The sequence below is a fragment of the Pseudanabaena sp. FACHB-1998 genome (genome assembly GCF_014696355.1).
Taxonomy (GTDB): Bacteria; Cyanobacteriota; Cyanobacteriia; order Pseudanabaenales; family Pseudanabaenaceae; genus Pseudanabaena.
On sequence record NZ_JACJQA010000022.1, the window covers coordinates 1 to 18,000 of the forward strand.

Below are 18,000 nucleotides of genomic sequence, written 5' to 3' on the forward strand. Positions count from 1 at the left end.
TCCCAGAACTATTACCAGGGCAAATAGTGGCTATCGACAATGCTAGTTTTCATCCACAGGAAAGGATTAGGCAATTAGTCCGTCAGGCTGGCTGTGAGGTGATATTTTTGCCTCCCTATTCTCCTGACTTAAACAAGATTGAGAAATTCTGGGCTAGATTGAAGAGTTATGTCAGTAAGATTATTGGACAATGTAAAAGTTTATGGAATGCTGTTCAACAAGCTTTCTGTCATTTGTCCTAACTATCTCTTTCTTTGCTATATTTCAGTAATGCTGACGTTTTCGGCAAGCATTTCTAATATATCGGTGACGCGGATTCGCATTCCTCGAAGGCAGGGACGACCGCCGCATTGTCCAGCAGTTTAGGTGATTCGAGTAAGTAGTGAGTGGGTAGTTTTTATATATTTTTCTTTTTGTTTTTTAAGCTGATGTCAAGGGTTTTACTCTATTTTAATTGCTGTGTATTCTAGTTCTGTTAGTTCAAATTCTGGATTAATAATTTTTACTTCGTCATAGGTGAGTTGATAGAGTTTGTAAACTAATTGATCGCATTCTTTTTCTAATTCGCTACTATCAGCATGGCGATCGCCTTACAGTTGATAGTTTTACACCGATGGTAATTTGATTCTAATGAGTTGTTTTTCTATAGTCTCAAATTGAGAGAGATGATTATGTATGGCTTGGGCGATTTTTTCCCAGTTGGTGCTACTTTTGCAAATCACGATGCCTTTATGTTGAGGGATTTGAGTATGTAAACGAATGAAATCTCGGCGATTCATGGTTAAAACGGCTCGATTGAGGCTAATGGCATAGCTCAAGACTTCAGGATCGGGTATTTTTTTTCTGCTTTTCCTGCATCTTGTACGGTCAGGATGTCATACCCTAATGTACGCAAAATTTTGACAACGGGCAATGGAAATTGCTCATCTGCATAGAGTTTAATCATTGCTTAATCTGTCTCGTTTTCAAGAATAGCTGTGGCAATTTCTTGGGGATGGCTTTCGGCGTATATCCAAGCATTTGCTAGATCAACTGCGTTTAGGGTTGGATATGCTTCTAATATTTTTGCGTCACTAAGCCCTTGTTGTTGGTAGCTGACTAATAGCCAAACGGGGATTCTGGTGCTACGGATACAAGCATCACCGCCACATACGTTTAATGTTTTCTCAATGCCGTGCCAACTATTTAATAGGCTGTTGAGAATTAGTTGAATTGCTTGAGATTTTTCTGTGGGTGAGAGTGCGAGTAGTTGGGGTTCTAGTTCTTTAAGTGTCATAGTTTTTTGAATTGGATATTTATAAATCTGCTCTAATTTTTCCTTTTTCCTTTCTACTTTTTACTTGTCACCTCTCTCCTTCTACTATTTTAATCTCTTCTTCTGTCAACCCATAAAGTTGATAAACTAAAGCGATCGCATTCTTTTTCTAATTCGCTAGTATCAGGATTGTTGATATTCTGTGATGATATTCCTAATCTCTTCGGCTTCAATGTCTGACTGTTCAGACTTAGGATAAATAGTTAGCAGAACTATTCCTGTTAATGTTTTGAGATAATAAATTAGGCGATAACCTCCACTTTTTCCTTTCTTAATGTCACTATTTTTAACTCTGAGTTTGAAAACAGGATAGCCAATTCCTGATATTTGATCACCGAGTAGTTCTCCTTGCCCTAGTTGGTTGATAACTGGTTGGAGGTCTTGGCGAATGTTGCGATATTTTTTGGCAAGAGTGCGTATATTTTTCTGAAAAACGGGTGAGGCTTCAATTTGGATTGGGTTAGTCATTTTCTAGCCCTTCCCAAAGTTGAGATAGTGGAATTGTTTGACCTGTCATTGCTTCGTGCCATGCTTGGCGAAAGTCCGATATTATTTCTTCTTTGGTGAAGTCTTCTGGTGATTCTGGAATCAGAACGATGATTTCTACTCGACTGTTTTTGTTTTTTAGGAGGGGACTGTCTAGGGTGATTTGTCCTTGTTCGTTGATGGTTGCCATTGCTTTAAGTGCTTTCATGTTTTTATTCCTTAGTTAAAAGTTTTACTCGATTGTAATGGCTGTGTATTCTGGTTCTGTTAGTTCAAATTCTGGGTCAATGATTTTTACTTCGTCATAGGTGAGTTGATAGAGTTTGCAAACTAAATTATCTAAAGTTAGGACTATAGTCTCCTAATTGTCTAAGATCATAGGCATCATTTAAAAGCTTAAATATTTTGCGATCAAGTTGGTTTGTTCTGACAAAATGCAGATTTATTAATTTAATGACTCCTTTATGGGTTGATGTTTCTACATTCTCTGATAGCAATAATGCTTGAGCAGAGTAGTACATGGCGTAATAAGCACGAGATAAGCAGGATCGATAACGTTGTCCTGCAAATAGAAACTCAGCAGTTTCTAAGTCTTCAAAAGCTAAATTCAACAACTTACTTATTTCACTCATAGTTTAATTCCCTCGCATTTAGCTATTCTTATCAAGGAAATAGATGATGATATAAATTCTGATTTAGATACGGGAATAATTGAGATTAGCTCTCCATATTTATCAATAAAATAAAATCTTATATCAGATGTTTTATATACTTCTTTGACTACATCAACGGGATCTTCGAGAACAGTCATGATATCAATATCAGAGTCTGGGGTTGCTTCTCCTCTAGCCTGTGAACCAAATAAAATTAAGGAATACAATTGCTGTCCATAAAGATGAATTAAATTTATTTTTAGTTCATCAAGTAATCTATGTAATTTTGGACTAATAGTATTTTGATTGTAAAGCATGGTTTATTTATTCCTATTCTATTTTAATTGCTGTGTATTCTTGTTCTGTTAGCTCAAATTTTGGGTCAATAATTTTTACTTCGTCATAGGTGATCTGATAGAGTTTGCAAGCTAAATTATTGATCGCCTTTTCTTCTTTTGTCGTATCAGCATGGGGATTACTGTTTACCTCTTTCTGATTCTAAATTTATTTTGATCGACAATTACGGTTGCACCAATTATTTCTGGTAAGTTGACTTGATCGATAAATTTCTCTAATGCTTGTCGAATTTCTATAGCGATCGCTTCAAAAGGAAATCTTAAAATAATTAAGCCGCAAAAGCTCGGAGAAGTAGGCAAGGGATGCAAGAATCTGTTCGCGGGTGACTGCGTATTCTTGGATTACTTCGTCATAGGTCATGCCACCTGCGAGGGAGCCAATAATCACGGCGATCGGAAGACGAGTTCCTTTTAGTACGGGTTTACCATGTTGGATTTCGTTGTCGATGGTAATTACATCAGTTAGAATGCTTTTTCTCATAATCTATTTCCTTATTCAATCTAAACATTTTTACAGAAATCAACACCTTGTCTTTTTTCTTGTTACCTTTCTCCTTCTACTATTTTAATCTCTTCTTCTGTCAACCCATAAAGTTGATAAACCAAATTGTTGATCGCCTTTTCTTCTTTTGTCGTGTCAGGGTTGTTGATATTCTGTGATGATATTCCTAATCTCTTCAGCTTCAATGTCTGACTGTTCAGACTTAGGATAAATAGTTAGCAGAACTATTCCTGTTAATGTTTTGAGATAATAAATTAGGCGATAACCTCCACTTTTTCCTTTCTTAATGTCACTATTTTTAACTCTGAGTTTGAAAACAGGATAGCCAATTCCTGATATTTGATCACCGAGTAGTTCTCCTTGCTCTAGTTGGTTGATAACTGGTTGGAGGTCTTGGCGAATGTTGCGATATTTTTTGGCAAGAGTGCGTATATTTTTTTGAAAAACGGGTGAGGCTTCAATTTGGATTGGGTTAGTCATTTTCTAGCCCTTCCCAAAGTTGAGATAGTGGAATTGTTTGACCTGTCATTGCTTCGTGCCATGCTTGGCGAAAGTCAGATATTATTTCTTCTTTGGTGAAGTCTTCTGGTGATTCTGGAATCAGCACGATGATTTCTACTCGACTGTTTTTGTTTTTTAGGAGGGGACTGTCTAGGGTGATTTGTCCTTGTTCGTTGATGGTTGCCATTGCTTTAAGTGCTTTCATGTTTTTATTCCTTAATTAAAAGTTTTACTCGATTTTAATTGCTGTATATTCTGGTTCTGTTAGTTCAAATTCGGGGTCGATAATTTTTACTTCGTCATAGGTGAGTTGATAGAGTTTGTAAACTAAGCGATCGATCGCCTTTTCTTCTTTTGTCGTATCAGCATAGCGATCGCCTTTTTTAGCGGGTGACTGTTAGATTTATTCTTCAAATTCTTTTAAGTAGTTTAGAAAAGAATTAACTCCTAATAATTCGATGGAATATAATGCCATTGCTTCTCTCAATGTTTCATCGGCGCGTAAGTCGTCATCTCCCGATACAATAATTTTTGCTTTACCGTCAATGGCGGTAGCTAATACGGGTAAATCTTTGGGATCGCGACAATAAGGGGGGATTGTTTTTGGTTCAATCCAGATGGCACGATTTGTTAACTGTTGCTCTAGGCGCATAGCTTGAGTTAGGTCAATATATTTGCTTAATCGTGGTCGGTTCCATACTTCAAGTAGTTCATCCAAAAGATTTTGGCTCATGACTAATTGGAATTTGTCTTGATTAAATGCTTCTAAGATTGGGAGGGTAACGCGCCCTTTTAAAAGGATGCGAATCCAAATGTTTGTATCTATGACTACTCGAAATTTCATGTCTAGTTTTTTGATTGCTGACGCACGGCTTTAATTTCGTTCATAATCTCGACATCTGTGATTTCATTGATGGGTGGTTGACTATACAGTTCTTCAAGTAATTTGGTCAGATCTGATTTTAATTCTATTTGAATTAGGGCTTTAGCTATCTGGGCGCGATCGCTAGGTTGTAGTTGTTGTACGGTTGTAATCAGTTGCTCTAGAGTTATTGGTAGTTGAATCATTTGGTTCACCATAAAAATTTGTTGTCTATGACTTTAACTTGCATAATTTTTCTTTATCACCTCTCTCCTTCTACTATTTTAATCTCTTCTTCTGTCAACCCATAAAGTTGATAAACCAAATCGTCGATCGCCTTTTCTTCTTTTCTCGTATCAGCATGGCGATCGCCTTTTTTGACGTTCATAATTAAATCGGTAAGTACCTGAATCGAATTGAAACATCGCTTACAGAGATAATTACATCATTTTTAAGTTCTGTCTGCTTGGGCGGTTTGCCAAAAGATGACTCGTTCTTGGGGGAGCCAAGCGGCATATCTAAGCGCTTGCTGGATATCTGCTGGTTCAAGATAGGGATAGTCTTCAATTATTTCTGCTATTGATAAACCGTTGGCGATAAGGTTTATGACTACGGATACGGGTATTCGCATTCCGCGAATGCAAGCTTGACCTGCCATAATTTTGGGGTCAAAGGTGATGCGATCTAGTCCTGCTATTGCTTTCATTGTTTTTGCCTCTTATTCTATTTTAATGGCTGTGTATTCTAGTTCTGTTAGTTCAAATTCTGGGTCAATGATTTTTACTTCGTCATAGGTGAGTTGATAGAGTTTGTAAACTAAGCGATCAATCGCCTTTTCTTCTTTTGTCGTATCAGCATGGCGATCGCTCATTAGGTTTATCGTAGCAAGGCTATAAATCCTGCTTGTTCAAAATGTTTATCATAGGCAATCGCTTCTACTATGTTTTGTTGCTGCATGATTTGAAATGATGTGCAATCTGTATGACTCCAAGCTTGATCGCGTCGTTGATCGTATAGCTCAAGAGCATTCTGAAATAGCGCGTCAGTTTGCAAAATCACTTCGATTTCAGGATTTGTAAAGGCGTGTTTGATAAATCTAACGGCTTTTTGTCGATAGGATTTACCTTTGCCAGAGAAGGCGTTGAGTAGTTCAGTAAATACCATTTCACTGGTAACTATAGGAGTTGAGATTAAGGTAACTGATATTTGTCGTGCTTTTTGATGTAGGTCATCTTCGGGGTTGAGCAGGGCGATCCAGTAGCCTGTGTCTGCAAATACTTTCTTCATGCTTGTTCTTTGGGTGTGCCGTATAGATAATGATCTAGATTTTTGGCAAGGTCTTTGGGAATATTTGTTTCTGTTGGGATCTCAGAGTTGACTTGATCGATAAAGCTCAAAAAATCTGGAATATTAGATTCTTTAGCTTTTTGAATAGGTTCTTGTTTGGAGATTTCGTTGGTTCGGGTTTTGATGAATAAAAAGAAATTCAAGACTTCGCGTATTAAAAAGTCTGGGGCTTGATCTAGTTCATTAATTAGTTGTTCTTTGTCTGACATGGTGATTACTCCTATTGTTTTTTGTTTTTGGGATTCTTTTATCTATATCACAGGCTCTACTCCATTTTAATTGCTGTATATTCTTGTTCTGTTAGTTCAAATTCTGGGTCAATGATTTTTACTTCTTCATAGGTGAGTTGATAAAGTTTGTAAACTAAGCGATCGATCGCCTTTTCTTCTTTTGTCGTGTCAGCATGGCGATCGCCTTTTTTAGCAGTAAGAATTTCGTCAACAAGCATGGAGATTTTCTGAAAATTACTTTTACTGCTAGGAAACGGAAATTCTTTGAGATCTTGAATTAAAATTTTAGGAAAAGTATCTTTTGAGCTATTGCCAGATTTATTTAAATGAAAGAATCGTGCAAATTTAGAGTTAAGTATAGCAAGCAAGACTTTTAAATCTTGAAGATTATTTGATTTGCTTTTTATTCCATCAACCGAATTTGAGAAAACATATTCATCAAATATTAATGTTGCAAAAATATGTCCTTTTGATGTAACCTCCCTAACAACAATTCTGGGACTAGCCTCAAACCATATTGGCTTTCTAGGTTCAGCAATCCACTCTCCATAATTTACAAAGCCACCTTTCCATGACAAGCTATATGGAAAAATCTCACTACCTCCAATTAAAGGCTTATGTGTAGGAGTGAGATGCCTTGCTGAATGAAAGATTTTCTGTTGTGATTCATCACCAGTTTGAGGAGGGTTTCCAAGACCTTTTTTATAAACTTTTATTCCCCATATCACATCAAAATAATCATTAACTTTTTCGTTAGAATTGATTATTTTTTTTGTCAGTGTAAAATCACTTGATTTTGAAAATGAACTAATTGAATATCTTTCATTGGATATAATATCATCAAATAAAACCTTGTTTAATTCTTCTTTTTTAAGAGAATAAACTTCAAAAAAATCTTTGTTGTTTTTTGGGACACATTCTAAAATACAGGTTTCAACTACGGCATCATCAAAGGTATTAACTGGGCAAGTTGTAATACTATCAATAAATTTATTGTCTATCAAATATTTTCTGTATTGAGTATCATAAATTGATGCATACCAAGTATTAGGAATAATAAAACACAAAATAAATTTAGGATTGCTAATCTTTATACCTAGTTCGGTAAATAAAGTATATGTATCAATTTGATAATTTGATACTTGATAGTTTTGCCTAAATAGAAAGTCTTCCTGTTTATTTAATTTCACTCCATAAGGCGGATTACCAATAACTACATCGAATCCGACAAAATCACCATTATCATTCAAAACTTCAGGAAACTCAAACCGCCATTCCAAGGCATTCTCGTATAGCCGACCGCTTTCAATATCCTCAATCTCCGCACTTAACTTATCAATCTCATTATTTAACTTACTAACCCGCTTCTCCCTAGCCTTAACCTCCGCCTTAGTCTCCTCCAATAACAACATCTGATTTTCCACGCCATAAAGCTCCGCCTGTAACTGCCGTAACTTCACCTTCTTAGGATCACCAGCCAACAAACTCGAACTAAAACCAGTCTTAATCTTCGCAATCAAACTTTCCATCTCTCGCTTTTGTGCCTTACTTTCCGCACTGCGATAAGTCTGCACCGCATTCCGATACTGCTCAATACTAAACTTCTGCTTCTGCAAAACCTGCTTCACATCCACATCCAACCCAAACCGACTAATCAAAGAATTCCCACACTTGATATTAATGTCGATATTCGGCAAAGTTTCCAGATCTACCCCCCCTAGCCCCCCCTTTGGAAGGGGGGGGATTAGATTCCCCGTTTTTTTCTCCATTTCTCCCCTTTGCAAGGAATCTCTCTCCATCCCCCCCCTTTGCAAGGGGGGGCTAGGGGGGGTTTTATAATAAGCATTCTTCAAAAGCTCAATCCACAACCGCAAACGGCAAATCGTCACCGAATTGGGATTAATATCCACCCCAAACAAACAACCCTCAATAATCGACTGCTTCTCATGAAACAGCGCTTCCTGAACCCTTTGACTTTCCTTGTTTTTAGGATTATAAGCAAACAACTTACCATCCAAAGTCACCTTCAACTTATCATTAACCACCTCAATCTCATACTGACTCAAAACCTCACCCTTGCGATCGCGCAAAATCCCCAGATAATGCTTAATCGCAATCATCTCATTCAAAGCCGACACCAAAAAATGCCCCGAACCCACCGCAGGATCGCAAATCTTAAGACTATTAAAAATTCCATTAGCCTCATTTCTGCGAACCACTCGATCTGACTTCCTAATATAGTTACTCAAATCATCCTTGAGATCCTGAATATTCTCACAACTCCAGCCCATCTCCTCATTAAACTTCTGCACCACCGCCCGCCGTATCGTCTCGCGACACATATACATCGTAATGAAACTCGGCGTATAAAAAGAACCATCCTTATAGCCATTAATCTTCTCAAAAATCAACCCCAAAACCGAAGCATTAATCAACTTCTCACTATCTTCTTGCGTATCTTCCAACTCATCGCGATCAAATTTATAAGCATCCAAAAACTCAAATAAATATGCCAATGCATTCAACTTACCCGATCGCTTATTGCCATTACCATCTTTAAGAACTGTCGCCCCAAAAATTAGCAGATCCCGATCCTTGAGATTGCCAATAAAAATTGTCTCCTGCTCTGTCTCCGTTGGTTCAAATAACGAACTATTCAAATAAGGCACATTAACAAAAGCATCTCTCACCTTTGCCTCGCGCTTATCCTGTTCCTTTGCTAATACATCAAAAAACAAACTATCAAGATCATCATAGTTCTGTACCTTTGCCAAATTCAAGAATGCAAATTCACGGGCAGACTCGCGATCGCCTTGATGATATTTGATTAACTGCGCCTCCAATAACTTCAAAAACAAAACCCGATTAATCCAATTAATCGACAATCGCAAAGCCACATTAAATAACTTTTCATCATCAGTCACCCCAAACTCTTCAGGCTTAGACAGCCGCGACAGTTTCCCCAAACTATCCAAACGACTAATCGCATTCTCAATCAGTGAACCCTCATCGCGATCGCCCTCTGCCCTGCGATCGATTAACTTCTTGCCCTTATCCTTAAATTCTGTCAAGCCAATGATATACAGCAACTCATTATAAAAAGGCTTATTTAAACTATTGCTATCATTCACAAAAGGCAACTTCAGCAAATGCTCAGGCGAAAAAATCTTATAAAGCTCGATTAGATCCAACTTCTCAAGATCGCGCAAATCAAAATGCGTGAATTTAATTTGATCGATAACATTCGCGATCGCAGGTTTCGCAATCTCCTTATAAAAAAATTCCGTCTTATCTCCACCTAACCGCTTTTCTTGAAACTCGATAAACTTCTTTTTTAAAGCACTATCGTTATAAAACAACTCTTCAAAAATCCGCGCATCAAAAATAAACCACTCATAAATATTCGTCACCACCAAATGCTTAATACCAACATTTCCATGCGTCAGCCTTTCCCGCAAAAAATATAAAACCAACTGCTGCACCGCCTTATCATTTAGACTGCCAACTTTCGGCATCTCCACACTGCCCGTCTTAGTTGGCTTCTTAATCTCAAAGATCACCCCCACCGCACTTTCTACATTTTTATCATTGTGGATCACCAAATCACTATTTTCTTTCGTATTAATGAAATAGCGATCAATGTAATAGGTCTTTTTTAAAAAATCACTCAGCAGATTTTTATTAAACTCTTCATCTTTTTTGCTATCACAAAGCTCAAGCATCCGCCCCAAATTAGCCTTAAACCCCTGAATATTTTCCCCATCAGGCTTAATCTTCAAATACGTCTTATTTAATGCTTGCTTTAGCTCTAGCTTATTGACGATCATTAAATCTTATATTTAGTGAAACTATTGGCTACCCCCATTATGCCTAATTTTGTAGCCAGCGATCGCTCCCAATTGTTTGGTATATCTACTCGCGCCCATTTATACCAAAGCGATCGCCACACCCATAAATCTATCAATAAGCAATCAAGCGATCGCATATACTGAAAAACACAACTTTACACTTTTAACTTGTGCCAGCAAGAGATATCTATCACAATACTGTCAAAACAGCCTTAGAAAAAGATGGCTGGACAATCACCCACGATCCATTTCCATTACAGATTGGGAAAAAGCGTTTATCTGCCGACTTAGGAGCAGAACGCCTCATTAGTGCTGAGAAAGGCATCCAAAAAATTGTTGTGGAAGTAAAAAGCTTTGTAGGGCAATCGGATGTTAAGGATTTAGAACAAGCTTTAGGGCAGTACGTTTTATATCGCCAAATTCTCAATGAAACAAAAATTGAGCGAGATCTCTATCTTGCAGTCTCACTCTTAACATTCAACAGCGTGTTCAGGATACAATTAGGTCAAATGCTGCTTACAAATCAGATTATCAAATTAATTGTTTTTGATGATGAAAGGGAGGTAATTATTCAATGGATACCCAATTAACATATCGTCAGATCATTAAACAAGTACTCCAAAATCATGCCGACTATCGCTCTGCAATACCTGATGCTTATACATCTCAAGTTTTATTTGATGATGAGCGAGGGCAATATCTAGTTCTCGACATTGGTTGGAATGGCGATCAATATCTTCACAGTACCCCCATTCATCTGAGTTTAGTTAACGATAAAATCTGGATTCAGTATGATGACACCGAAGAAGGAATAGTTACTGATTTGGTAGATGAGGGCGTATCAAAAAATGATATCGTCCTCGGATTTCGTCACCCAAAAGTTAGACTACATACAGGATTTGCTGTCGCATGATAAGTAAATCTGGTGACAATGCGATCGCCACACTCATGAACTTCTCAACAAACAATAGGCGAACCTATATACTTTGCCATTCCATAGCATCCGCAAACAACGACAATAGGAAAATGCTTAGATTTACATGAAATTTTGCAGCTATGGCGATCGCTATCCTCACAAACCTGTAAACACGTAACTAGCCATACCCTCATCTAGAGTCAATTTCTAAAACTTTTCTATAATCTCTTGCGAACCACTAATAAGATCTGCCAAGATAGGACATAACGTTTGCTTATAAGGGAAGATTTGCGTGACTGTTGCTGCTTCTGTTTCTTCGCCTGATGTCAAGATTCCGACCGACTCGGGAATTTTTATTACCATTCACGGACACTTTTATCAGCCTCCCCGTGAAAACCCTTACCTCAATGCGATCGAGCGGCAAGAAAGCGCGGCTCCCTTTCATGACTGGAATGCAAGGATTCACCATGAATGTTATCGCCCTAACGCATTCTCACGGATTGAGCGTCATGACGGCAAAATCGTAAAGATTGTCAACAATTATGAATACATGAGTTTCAACATGGGGCCCACCTTGCTCTCATGGATGGAATTTCACGATCGCGACACCTATCAGGCTATTCTTGATGCCGACAAACGCAGTGCCGAGCGCCTGAACGGACATGGCAATGCGATCGGACAGGTGTATAACCACATCATCATGCCCCTAGCCAATTGGCGGGACAAAGTAACCCAAATTCGCTGGGGTAAAGAAGACTTCAAATCCAGATTTGGACGTGATCCCGAAGGAATGTGGTTAGCGGAAACTGGTGTTGATTATGAAACGCTGGAGGCTTTAGTTTTAGAGGGGATCAAGTTTATTGTGCTTGCGCCCTCACAGGCTCAACGCTGTCGCCCTATACCCACCAAAGACAATCCGAACCCCGCATGGAATGAAGTGGGTGGGGCACAGATTGATCCCAATCGCCCCTATCGTTGTCATTTGCGCCGCCATAGCACCAGTATTAGTAACGTCTCAGAATTAGGGCAGTTCCATTTGCCTGCCGATACCGACGCTTATATTGATGTATTTTTCTATGATGGACCCATCTCGCGAGATATGGGATTTGGGGATTTGCTGGGAAGTTCCCATAATTTCGCTAAGCGCCTTAGCCAAGCCGTCCGCAATGATAACCGTCCTCATCAAATGGTTTCAGTGGCAACTGATGGCGAAACTTTCGGACATCACAAGCACTTTACGGAGAAGACGCTCTCCTATGCCTTTGTGGAAGAGTTTCCAAAGCGTGGCTGGACAGTAACTAATTACGCTCACTATTTGAGTCTATTTCCGCCTACATGGGAAGCAGAGTTAAAATCAGTGACCGCATGGAGTTGCGCCCATGGAGTCGATCGCTGGCAGGGTGGATGCGCCTGTGGTGGTGAAGGTTCGGGCTATCAGTTACTGTGGCGCAAACCTTTACGCGCAAGCCTTAACTGGTTACGCGATCGCCTTGCCACCGTTTATGTAGATATTGGACGCAAATACTTTAATGATCCTTGGGAAGCCCGCGATCGCTACATTGAAGTGTTGCAATATTCCCTCCGCGACAATATCCCTGACCTATCTCCCATTTTGGATAAGTTCTTTGAGCAGCAGTGCGGAACCAAAGTTACTTCTCCAGCCCAGAGAATTGATGCCCTGCGACTTTTGGAAATGCAACGTCATGCGCTTTTGATGTTCACCAGTTGCGGGTGGTTTTTTGAGGAATTGTCACGCCCTGAAACTGTGCAGATTTTGCGGTATGCCGCCAGAGCGATCGAGCTAGCCGCCGATGTGGCGGGAGTATTGCTAGAGGACGAATTTATTCAGCGCATGGCAAAGGCTCCGAGTAATCTCGCGGAGTTTAAGGATGGAGAAGGGGTTTATCGGAAGCAGGTAATCACTAATCGCATTAGTCTTGCTCAAGTGGCGGCTCAATACGCGCTGAGTTCCACTTTAGGAAATTACGGGCGATCGCAACAACTCTATTGTTACCAAATTCAACAGCAGGATTACCAACTGCAAAGAATTGGCTCCATGTCCTTAGCGATCGGGCAGATTTATTTAACTTCGCGCATTACTCAAGAATGCGTTAGCTATATTTTTGCCGTATTACATCTCGGTGGTGATGACTTCCATTGCTGCATCCAACCCTTTACAGGTCGAAGGGAATATGAAGAGATTAAGGCAACTCTCTTTAAAACCCTGAAGCAAGCAAATACGGCTTCAGTAATTTTAGCAATGGCAAGTAACTTTAGTGGTGAGCAGTTCAACCTGCATCATCTTTTTGCGGAGGAACGCCATCGAATTCTGCAAATGCTAGCTGACGAAACGCTAACTAGACTGGATCAGCTATACGAACAGGTTTATCGCGATAACTATGGGATTCTCATTTCCTTCCGTCGGGATGACTTGCCTGTGCCGCCCGAATTGCGCGTTGCTGCGGATATTGTTCTTAATAATCGCCTGACCGAGGAATTGAAAAAACTGGAAACAGGAGCATCACTACCCAATGTGGGATTAGATGCTGTAGCGATCGAGGCGATTAATCTGGGTTGCAAGTTTATCCATGATGAAGATGCCAAAATCCTTGAAAAATATATCTTGAAGCAGATTAAAGAACTTTCGCAAATTCAGGATCTCCATGAGAAGGCACTTTTTGATCATCTCAATCAAATTGAAGAATCTCTCGCCATTAGCGATCGCCTAGCTCTAAAGCTCAATCTTAATCTCTCTCAGGAAGCTTTTTTGAGATATCTATCGGGAAGGATTGCACCTCAATGTGTACTCGCCAGACAGATTCTGGATTTAGAATCTGTGCAGAAACAACCAATTCACATCGAAGTAAATCTCTGTGAGACTATTTCTAATTTGGAATTGCATCAGTTAATTGATACTGCTGGCAAGCTAGGCATTGCCACTGAAGCTTGGTTACTTCCTTAATACTTCCCCATTAGCAGTGCGCGGCTTCGCCGCGCACTGCTAATTTTTGAGCGGAATCCCTAGCTGTTGCCATTCTGGTTAGGACAAATCAAAACCTAAGAAGCGAGTTGCGGCGCTAAGCGCCGCAACTCGCTTCTGGTTCGGTGCGCTAACAAAAATGACAACAGCTATACAAAAAAATCTTGAGAGAACCTACGCCATTTTTGACAAGATGTGATAACGTATTGGCACTTTCGTGCTGTCAGAAATTGGCATCCTAGAGAAACCTTAAAAATTAGCGTAACTAATTTTTGAGCTTGGCAAGCCCCCCGATCGCTACTGCGTATATTGCATATGTACATTAAAAATGTAGAACTAACCAGATTTAAGTCCTTCGGCTCAACCGTGTCGATCCCATTGTTGCAAGGGTTTACGGTAATTTCAGGGCCAAATGGATCGGGCAAGTCGAATATTTTAGATGCGTTGCTGTTTGCCCTTGGGCTAGCAGGGTCAAAGGGGATGCGCGCCGATCGCTTACCAGATTTGGTCAACCAAGCCCATAGCAAAAAAGGGCGCATGGTCGAGGCGAGCGTGATCGTCACCTTTGCACTGGAAGAAGCAGAAATGGTGGCGCTGCAAAGCGAAGGCGAGGATATTCCCAAGGCTGAGGGGCAGACTATGGGTGAATGGACGGTCATGCGGAAGTTGCGTGTAACTACGCAGGGAACCTATACATCTACCTATTACATTAATGGAACACCTTGTAACTTAAGTGAATTACATGAGCAGTTAGCCAAGTTCCGTATTTATCCTGAAGGCTATAATGTGGTGTTGCAGGGGGATGTCACGGGCATTATTTCCATGAACTCGCGGGAGAGACGCGAGATTATTGATGAGTTGGCAGGTGTGGGGGAATTCGATCGCAAGATTGCGACCGCAAAGGATAAGCTCGATGATGTCAAGGCTCAGGAAGAAAGATTTCGGATTGTGGAGCAGGAATTAATTGCGAATAAGGAGAAGTTGAAAGGCGATCGCGTTAAGGCGGAAAAATATAAAGCACTTCGATTAGAATATGAGCGCATGGAGGCATCGGAAGCGGTGCTACAACAGCGTGAGATTACCTATCAGCAATCGCTTCGCAATGTCGAGTTAGTTAATAATCGTGAACAATGCGGCAATATTGAGAAGTCCTTAACGGAACTCTCCCAGACAATTGAGACAGGCACTGTCCAGCTTAATGAACTAAGCGATCGCGTCCATACCCTTGGCGAAGAAGAATATCTCTCGGTATCCAGCAACCTGTCGGCTCAACAGGCGGAATTGCGGGGCTTGCAACGTCAGCAACAATCTCTAACTAGTACCTATCAAAACAATCAAAATCATATTGTTAGTACTCAAGAGGAAATCGATCGCCTCCTACGCGAATCTGAGCAATTGGAATCGCAAAAGCAATTTAAAGAAGAATCAGTAGTCACTGCTGAGAAAGCTCGCGATCAACAGTCGGCAATTGTTTCCCAATATCGCAAGGAAGTCCAAGCGATCGCCTCAGCATCGTCCGAATGGGTACGTCAACAAACCCAGTTACGGCAAGAAGTCGATCAAGCTCAATCCGAACTTGATCCCCAAAAGCAAGAGCAAACAAGGATTCGCGAAGTACTCAATCAGCGATCGCAACAGTTAGAATCGCAGGAAAAAGAACTGCAAGAAATCATGGCTGGCGAAGGGCGCTATGCTGTGGATATGTTGTCTAATCAGTCTCTGGAGGATGCTCTCAGATTGCAGGAAGCCGAGGTTAGCGGCGCGGAAACCTTAGTACAGAATCTTGCCAAGAATCTTGCTGAAGCCCAATTAGAAGTTCAGCTACAGAATGAGACGATTGATCGCCTCAACCAAGAACAAAGGGTCAAAACTCGCCAACTCGATAAGCTCGAGGCGCAGGTACAAGCCAGCCGTGAAGTTCAAGGTACAAAAGCCTCGCAGATAATTATCGAAGCGGATATGTCGGGAGTTTATGGACTAGTCGCGCAGTTAGGGCTAGTCGAACCTCGCTATCAATTAGCTCTAGAAATCTGTGCAGGTGGACGGCTAGGTAATCTCGTAGTGGAAAATGATCAGATTGCTGCCGAAGCGATCGCCTTGCTCAAAAGAGAGAGGGCTGGACGAGCAACTTTCCTTCCGTTAAACAAACTCCAACCCGCAAAGTTCCCTTCCCGCATGGAAGCTCAAAAACTAGGCGCGATCGACTATGCGTTTAATCTGGTCACCTACGAAGATCGTTATCAGGATGTCTTCTCTTTTGTTTTTGGGAATACCTTAGTATTTGAGCATCTCGATCAAGCTCGATTCCACATCGGTAAATATCGCATGGTGACTCTCGAAGGTGAAATCCTTGAAACTTCGGGAGCGATGACGGGTGGTAGCGCTCCCTTGCATACGAGCTTACATTTCGGTAATGCCAAGCCTGCGGAGTCATCAGAAACTAAGCAACTACGCGATCGCCTGTTAGAAATTGATCAAATGTTGGCAAGACTCAATCAACGTTTGCGGGGTGCTTTGACGGGCATCGCCAAATATGAAGAGCAACTCCAAGCCGCCAGAACTACCCATCGTGAATCCCAACTCAAGCGCGATCGCATATATGAACAAATCGAACGCAATAGCCGCGATCGCTCTCGGCTGCAAGATCAAATCCAACAAACTCGTACCGCCATTGAAATCGGTCAAGCTCAACTCAACACTCTTGATAGCAACATTGTAGAACTCGAAGCAAAGCTACTTGTTAAGCGTGCGGAACTAACCGAACTAGAAAAATCGGGAACCCACACCCGTTGGCTACAGGCTCAAGAAGCTCTGCAAAGTCAAGAAGCTCTATTAAACAGTGCTGAAATTGAACTGAGGACTTCTAAACAGCAACTAGGAGAATTAGAGAATCAGCATAAGCTAGCCCTTGAGAAGATGGCGCAACGTCAAACCCGTTTGCAAGAACTTCGCAGCACCCAAACAGAATTGATTAACAGCACCTCGCAAATTCAACTACAAATTAAGCAAACTGAAAATGCGATCGCCTCCTATCAATCTCGTCTGGAGACCCTAGAACAAACCATCGGTGCAGCCAAACAAGAGCGTGATGCTGCCGAGCGATCGCTACGCGCTCAACAACAGCAACTGCAACAACAGGAATGGCAGTTACAAAAAAATCGCGAACGTCAAGGGGAGCTAGAACAACAAATTGCTCAATTTAACGAACAACTTGAGCTAATTGAACTTCCTGACATCGTTCCTGAAGTGCCTGAGTCGATGACTCTCGAACAGTTGCAACTAGAGCAACGCCGACTGCTCAAGCGGATTCAGTCAATGGAACCTGTGAATATGATGGCAATTGCCGAATACGAGGCAACATCACAACGTCTTGAGGAACTTAGTAGCCGCTTAGAAACTCTCAATCAAGAACGGACTGAACTCTTAATTAGAATCGAGAACTTCACCACTTTGCGTCAACGTGCCTTTATGCAAGCATTTGATGCGGTGAATGGACATTTCAAAGAAATTTTCTCGGAATTATCCGATGGCGATGGTTATTTGCAATTAGAAAATCCCAATGCGCCTCTGAGTGGCGGTTTAACCCTAGTCGCTCATCCCAAAGGTAAACAAGTTCAAAACCTTTCGTCAATGTCTGGTGGTGAAAAATCTCTCACCGCCCTGAGTTTCATCTTTGCCTTGCAGCGTTATCGCCCTTCGCCTTTCTACGCCTTCGATGAAGTTGATATGTTTCTGGATGGCGCGAATGTGGAACGTCTCTCAAAGATGGTCAGCAAGCAAGCCAGTCTGGCTCAGTTTATTGTAGTCAGTCTCCGTCGCCCGATGATCGAGGCATCCGAGCGTACGATTGGTGTGACTCAGGCTCGTGGCGCACATACTCAAGTATTGGGCTTAGAGCTAAGATCCTCCAGCTAAAAGCCAGAAGACGAGTTGTGACACTTTGGGCAGCTACTCATCTTTGGGTTGCTGTATGGGGGCTATAGCTAGATATAAGCTAGCTATAA

At 40.9% G+C, this 18,000-nt stretch carries 24 protein-coding genes and 1 pseudogene; 6 read left to right on the forward strand and 19 right to left on the reverse strand.

Features of this window, described 5'->3' with window-relative positions:
* Positions 1 to 242, forward strand: a 242-nt coding sequence (locus tag H6F42_RS07860; RefSeq protein ID WP_190398657.1) for a transposase, incomplete at its 5' end; no start/stop codon positions are given.
* 15 nt (positions 243 to 257) lie between these two features.
* Here H6F42_RS07860 and H6F42_RS22085 read toward each other — a convergent pair.
* The 19 genes and pseudogenes from H6F42_RS22085 to H6F42_RS07945 all read right to left on the reverse strand — a co-directional run bounded on the left by H6F42_RS22085 (position 258) and on the right by H6F42_RS07945 (position 10,079).
* Positions 258 to 401: pseudogene (locus H6F42_RS22085) on the reverse strand (DUF433 domain-containing protein).
* A gap of 204 nt (positions 402 to 605) precedes the next feature.
* Complete coding sequence (locus tag H6F42_RS21865) at positions 606 to 818, reverse strand: DUF5615 family PIN-like protein (protein WP_242018371.1); 213 nt, start codon at positions 816 to 818, stop codon at positions 606 to 608.
* Positions 815 to 946, reverse strand: coding sequence for a DUF5615 family PIN-like protein (locus tag H6F42_RS22290; protein WP_347272293.1), 132 nt, complete (start codon positions 944 to 946; stop codon positions 815 to 817). The genes H6F42_RS21865 and H6F42_RS22290 overlap by 4 nt, the downstream gene beginning before the upstream one ends.
* A gap of 3 nt (positions 947 to 949) precedes the next feature.
* The gene (locus tag H6F42_RS07875; protein WP_190398808.1) at positions 950 to 1,276 is read right to left on the reverse strand and encodes a DUF433 domain-containing protein; all 327 of its coding nucleotides are present in this window, start codon (positions 1,274 to 1,276) and stop codon (positions 950 to 952) included.
* Between the two features lie 162 nt (positions 1,277 to 1,438).
* A complete protein-coding gene (locus tag H6F42_RS07880) occupies positions 1,439 to 1,783 on the reverse strand; it encodes a type II toxin-antitoxin system RelE/ParE family toxin (RefSeq protein WP_190398809.1) in 345 nt (114 codons plus the stop codon).
* Complete coding sequence (locus H6F42_RS07885) at positions 1,776 to 2,009, reverse strand: hypothetical protein (protein ID WP_190398810.1); 234 nt, start codon at positions 2,007 to 2,009, stop codon at positions 1,776 to 1,778. The genes H6F42_RS07880 and H6F42_RS07885 overlap by 8 nt, the downstream gene beginning before the upstream one ends.
* A 127-nt stretch (positions 2,010 to 2,136) precedes the next feature.
* Positions 2,137 to 2,433 carry a HEPN domain-containing protein gene (locus tag H6F42_RS07890; protein ID WP_190398811.1) on the reverse strand — a complete coding sequence of 99 codons (297 nt, stop codon included), beginning with the start codon at positions 2,431 to 2,433 and terminating at the stop codon, positions 2,137 to 2,139.
* Entirely contained in the window at positions 2,430 to 2,771 is a 342-nt protein-coding gene (locus tag H6F42_RS07895) for a nucleotidyltransferase domain-containing protein (RefSeq protein WP_190398812.1), read from the reverse strand. Before H6F42_RS07895 ends, H6F42_RS07890 begins: the two co-directional genes overlap by 4 nt.
* Before the next feature lie 286 nt (positions 2,772 to 3,057).
* The gene (locus H6F42_RS07900; RefSeq protein ID WP_190398813.1) at positions 3,058 to 3,291 is read right to left on the reverse strand and encodes a DUF433 domain-containing protein; all 234 of its coding nucleotides are present in this window, start codon (positions 3,289 to 3,291) and stop codon (positions 3,058 to 3,060) included.
* 156 nt (positions 3,292 to 3,447) lie between these two features.
* Positions 3,448 to 3,792, reverse strand: a complete 345-nt coding sequence (locus H6F42_RS07905; protein WP_190398814.1) for a type II toxin-antitoxin system RelE/ParE family toxin — start codon at positions 3,790 to 3,792, stop codon at positions 3,448 to 3,450.
* A complete protein-coding gene (locus H6F42_RS07910) occupies positions 3,785 to 4,018 on the reverse strand; it encodes a hypothetical protein (RefSeq protein WP_190398810.1) in 234 nt (77 codons plus the stop codon). The genes H6F42_RS07905 and H6F42_RS07910 overlap by 8 nt, the downstream gene beginning before the upstream one ends.
* 198 nt (positions 4,019 to 4,216) lie before the next feature.
* Positions 4,217 to 4,657, reverse strand: coding sequence for a putative toxin-antitoxin system toxin component, PIN family (locus H6F42_RS07915; protein WP_190398815.1), 441 nt, complete (start codon positions 4,655 to 4,657; stop codon positions 4,217 to 4,219).
* Between the two features lie 2 nt (positions 4,658 to 4,659).
* On the reverse strand, positions 4,660 to 4,881 hold the full coding sequence (locus tag H6F42_RS07920) for a hypothetical protein (protein ID WP_190398816.1): 222 nt from the start codon (positions 4,879 to 4,881) through the stop codon (positions 4,660 to 4,662).
* Between the two features lie 56 nt (positions 4,882 to 4,937).
* Positions 4,938 to 5,063, reverse strand: coding sequence for a hypothetical protein (locus H6F42_RS22090; protein ID WP_277873832.1), 126 nt, complete (start codon positions 5,061 to 5,063; stop codon positions 4,938 to 4,940).
* 63 nt (positions 5,064 to 5,126) lie between these two features.
* A complete protein-coding gene (locus tag H6F42_RS07925) occupies positions 5,127 to 5,381 on the reverse strand; it encodes a DUF433 domain-containing protein (RefSeq protein WP_190398817.1) in 255 nt (84 codons plus the stop codon).
* Positions 5,382 to 5,393: 12 nt separating this feature from the next.
* Entirely contained in the window at positions 5,394 to 5,546 is a 153-nt protein-coding gene (locus H6F42_RS07930) for a hypothetical protein (protein WP_190398818.1), read from the reverse strand.
* Positions 5,547 to 5,551: 5 nt separating this feature from the next.
* Positions 5,552 to 5,962, reverse strand: a complete 411-nt coding sequence (locus tag H6F42_RS07935; protein ID WP_190398819.1) for a PIN domain-containing protein — start codon at positions 5,960 to 5,962, stop codon at positions 5,552 to 5,554.
* The gene (locus tag H6F42_RS07940) at positions 5,959 to 6,231 is read right to left on the reverse strand and encodes a hypothetical protein (RefSeq protein WP_190398820.1); all 273 of its coding nucleotides are present in this window, start codon (positions 6,229 to 6,231) and stop codon (positions 5,959 to 5,961) included. The genes H6F42_RS07935 and H6F42_RS07940 overlap by 4 nt, the downstream gene beginning before the upstream one ends.
* A gap of 56 nt (positions 6,232 to 6,287) precedes the next feature.
* Positions 6,288 to 10,079 (reverse strand): TaqI-like C-terminal specificity domain-containing protein, encoded by a 3,792-nt coding sequence (locus tag H6F42_RS07945; protein ID WP_190398821.1) that lies wholly within the window; start codon positions 10,077 to 10,079, stop codon positions 6,288 to 6,290.
* Between the two features lie 39 nt (positions 10,080 to 10,118).
* On the opposite strand from H6F42_RS07945, the gene H6F42_RS22095 reads away from it, so the two are divergent.
* The 5 genes from H6F42_RS22095 (at position 10,119) to smc (ending at position 17,911) form a co-directional block, all read left to right on the forward strand.
* A complete protein-coding gene (locus H6F42_RS22095) occupies positions 10,119 to 10,244 on the forward strand; it encodes a hypothetical protein (RefSeq protein ID WP_277873833.1) in 126 nt (41 codons plus the stop codon).
* A 26-nt stretch (positions 10,245 to 10,270) separates the two neighbouring features.
* Positions 10,271 to 10,690, forward strand: coding sequence for a XisH family protein (locus H6F42_RS07950; protein ID WP_190398822.1), 420 nt, complete (start codon positions 10,271 to 10,273; stop codon positions 10,688 to 10,690).
* On the forward strand, positions 10,675 to 11,013 hold the full coding sequence (locus H6F42_RS07955; RefSeq protein WP_190398823.1) for a XisI protein: 339 nt from the start codon (positions 10,675 to 10,677) through the stop codon (positions 11,011 to 11,013). Before H6F42_RS07950 ends, H6F42_RS07955 begins: the two co-directional genes overlap by 16 nt.
* Positions 11,014 to 11,308: 295 nt before the next feature.
* On the forward strand, positions 11,309 to 13,978 hold the full coding sequence (locus H6F42_RS07960; protein WP_190398824.1) for a DUF3536 domain-containing protein: 2,670 nt from the start codon (positions 11,309 to 11,311) through the stop codon (positions 13,976 to 13,978).
* 333 nt (positions 13,979 to 14,311) lie between these two features.
* Positions 14,312 to 17,911, forward strand: coding sequence for a chromosome segregation protein SMC (gene smc / locus H6F42_RS07965; protein WP_190398825.1), 3,600 nt, complete (start codon positions 14,312 to 14,314; stop codon positions 17,909 to 17,911).
* Positions 17,912 to 18,000: the final 89 nt, after the last annotated feature.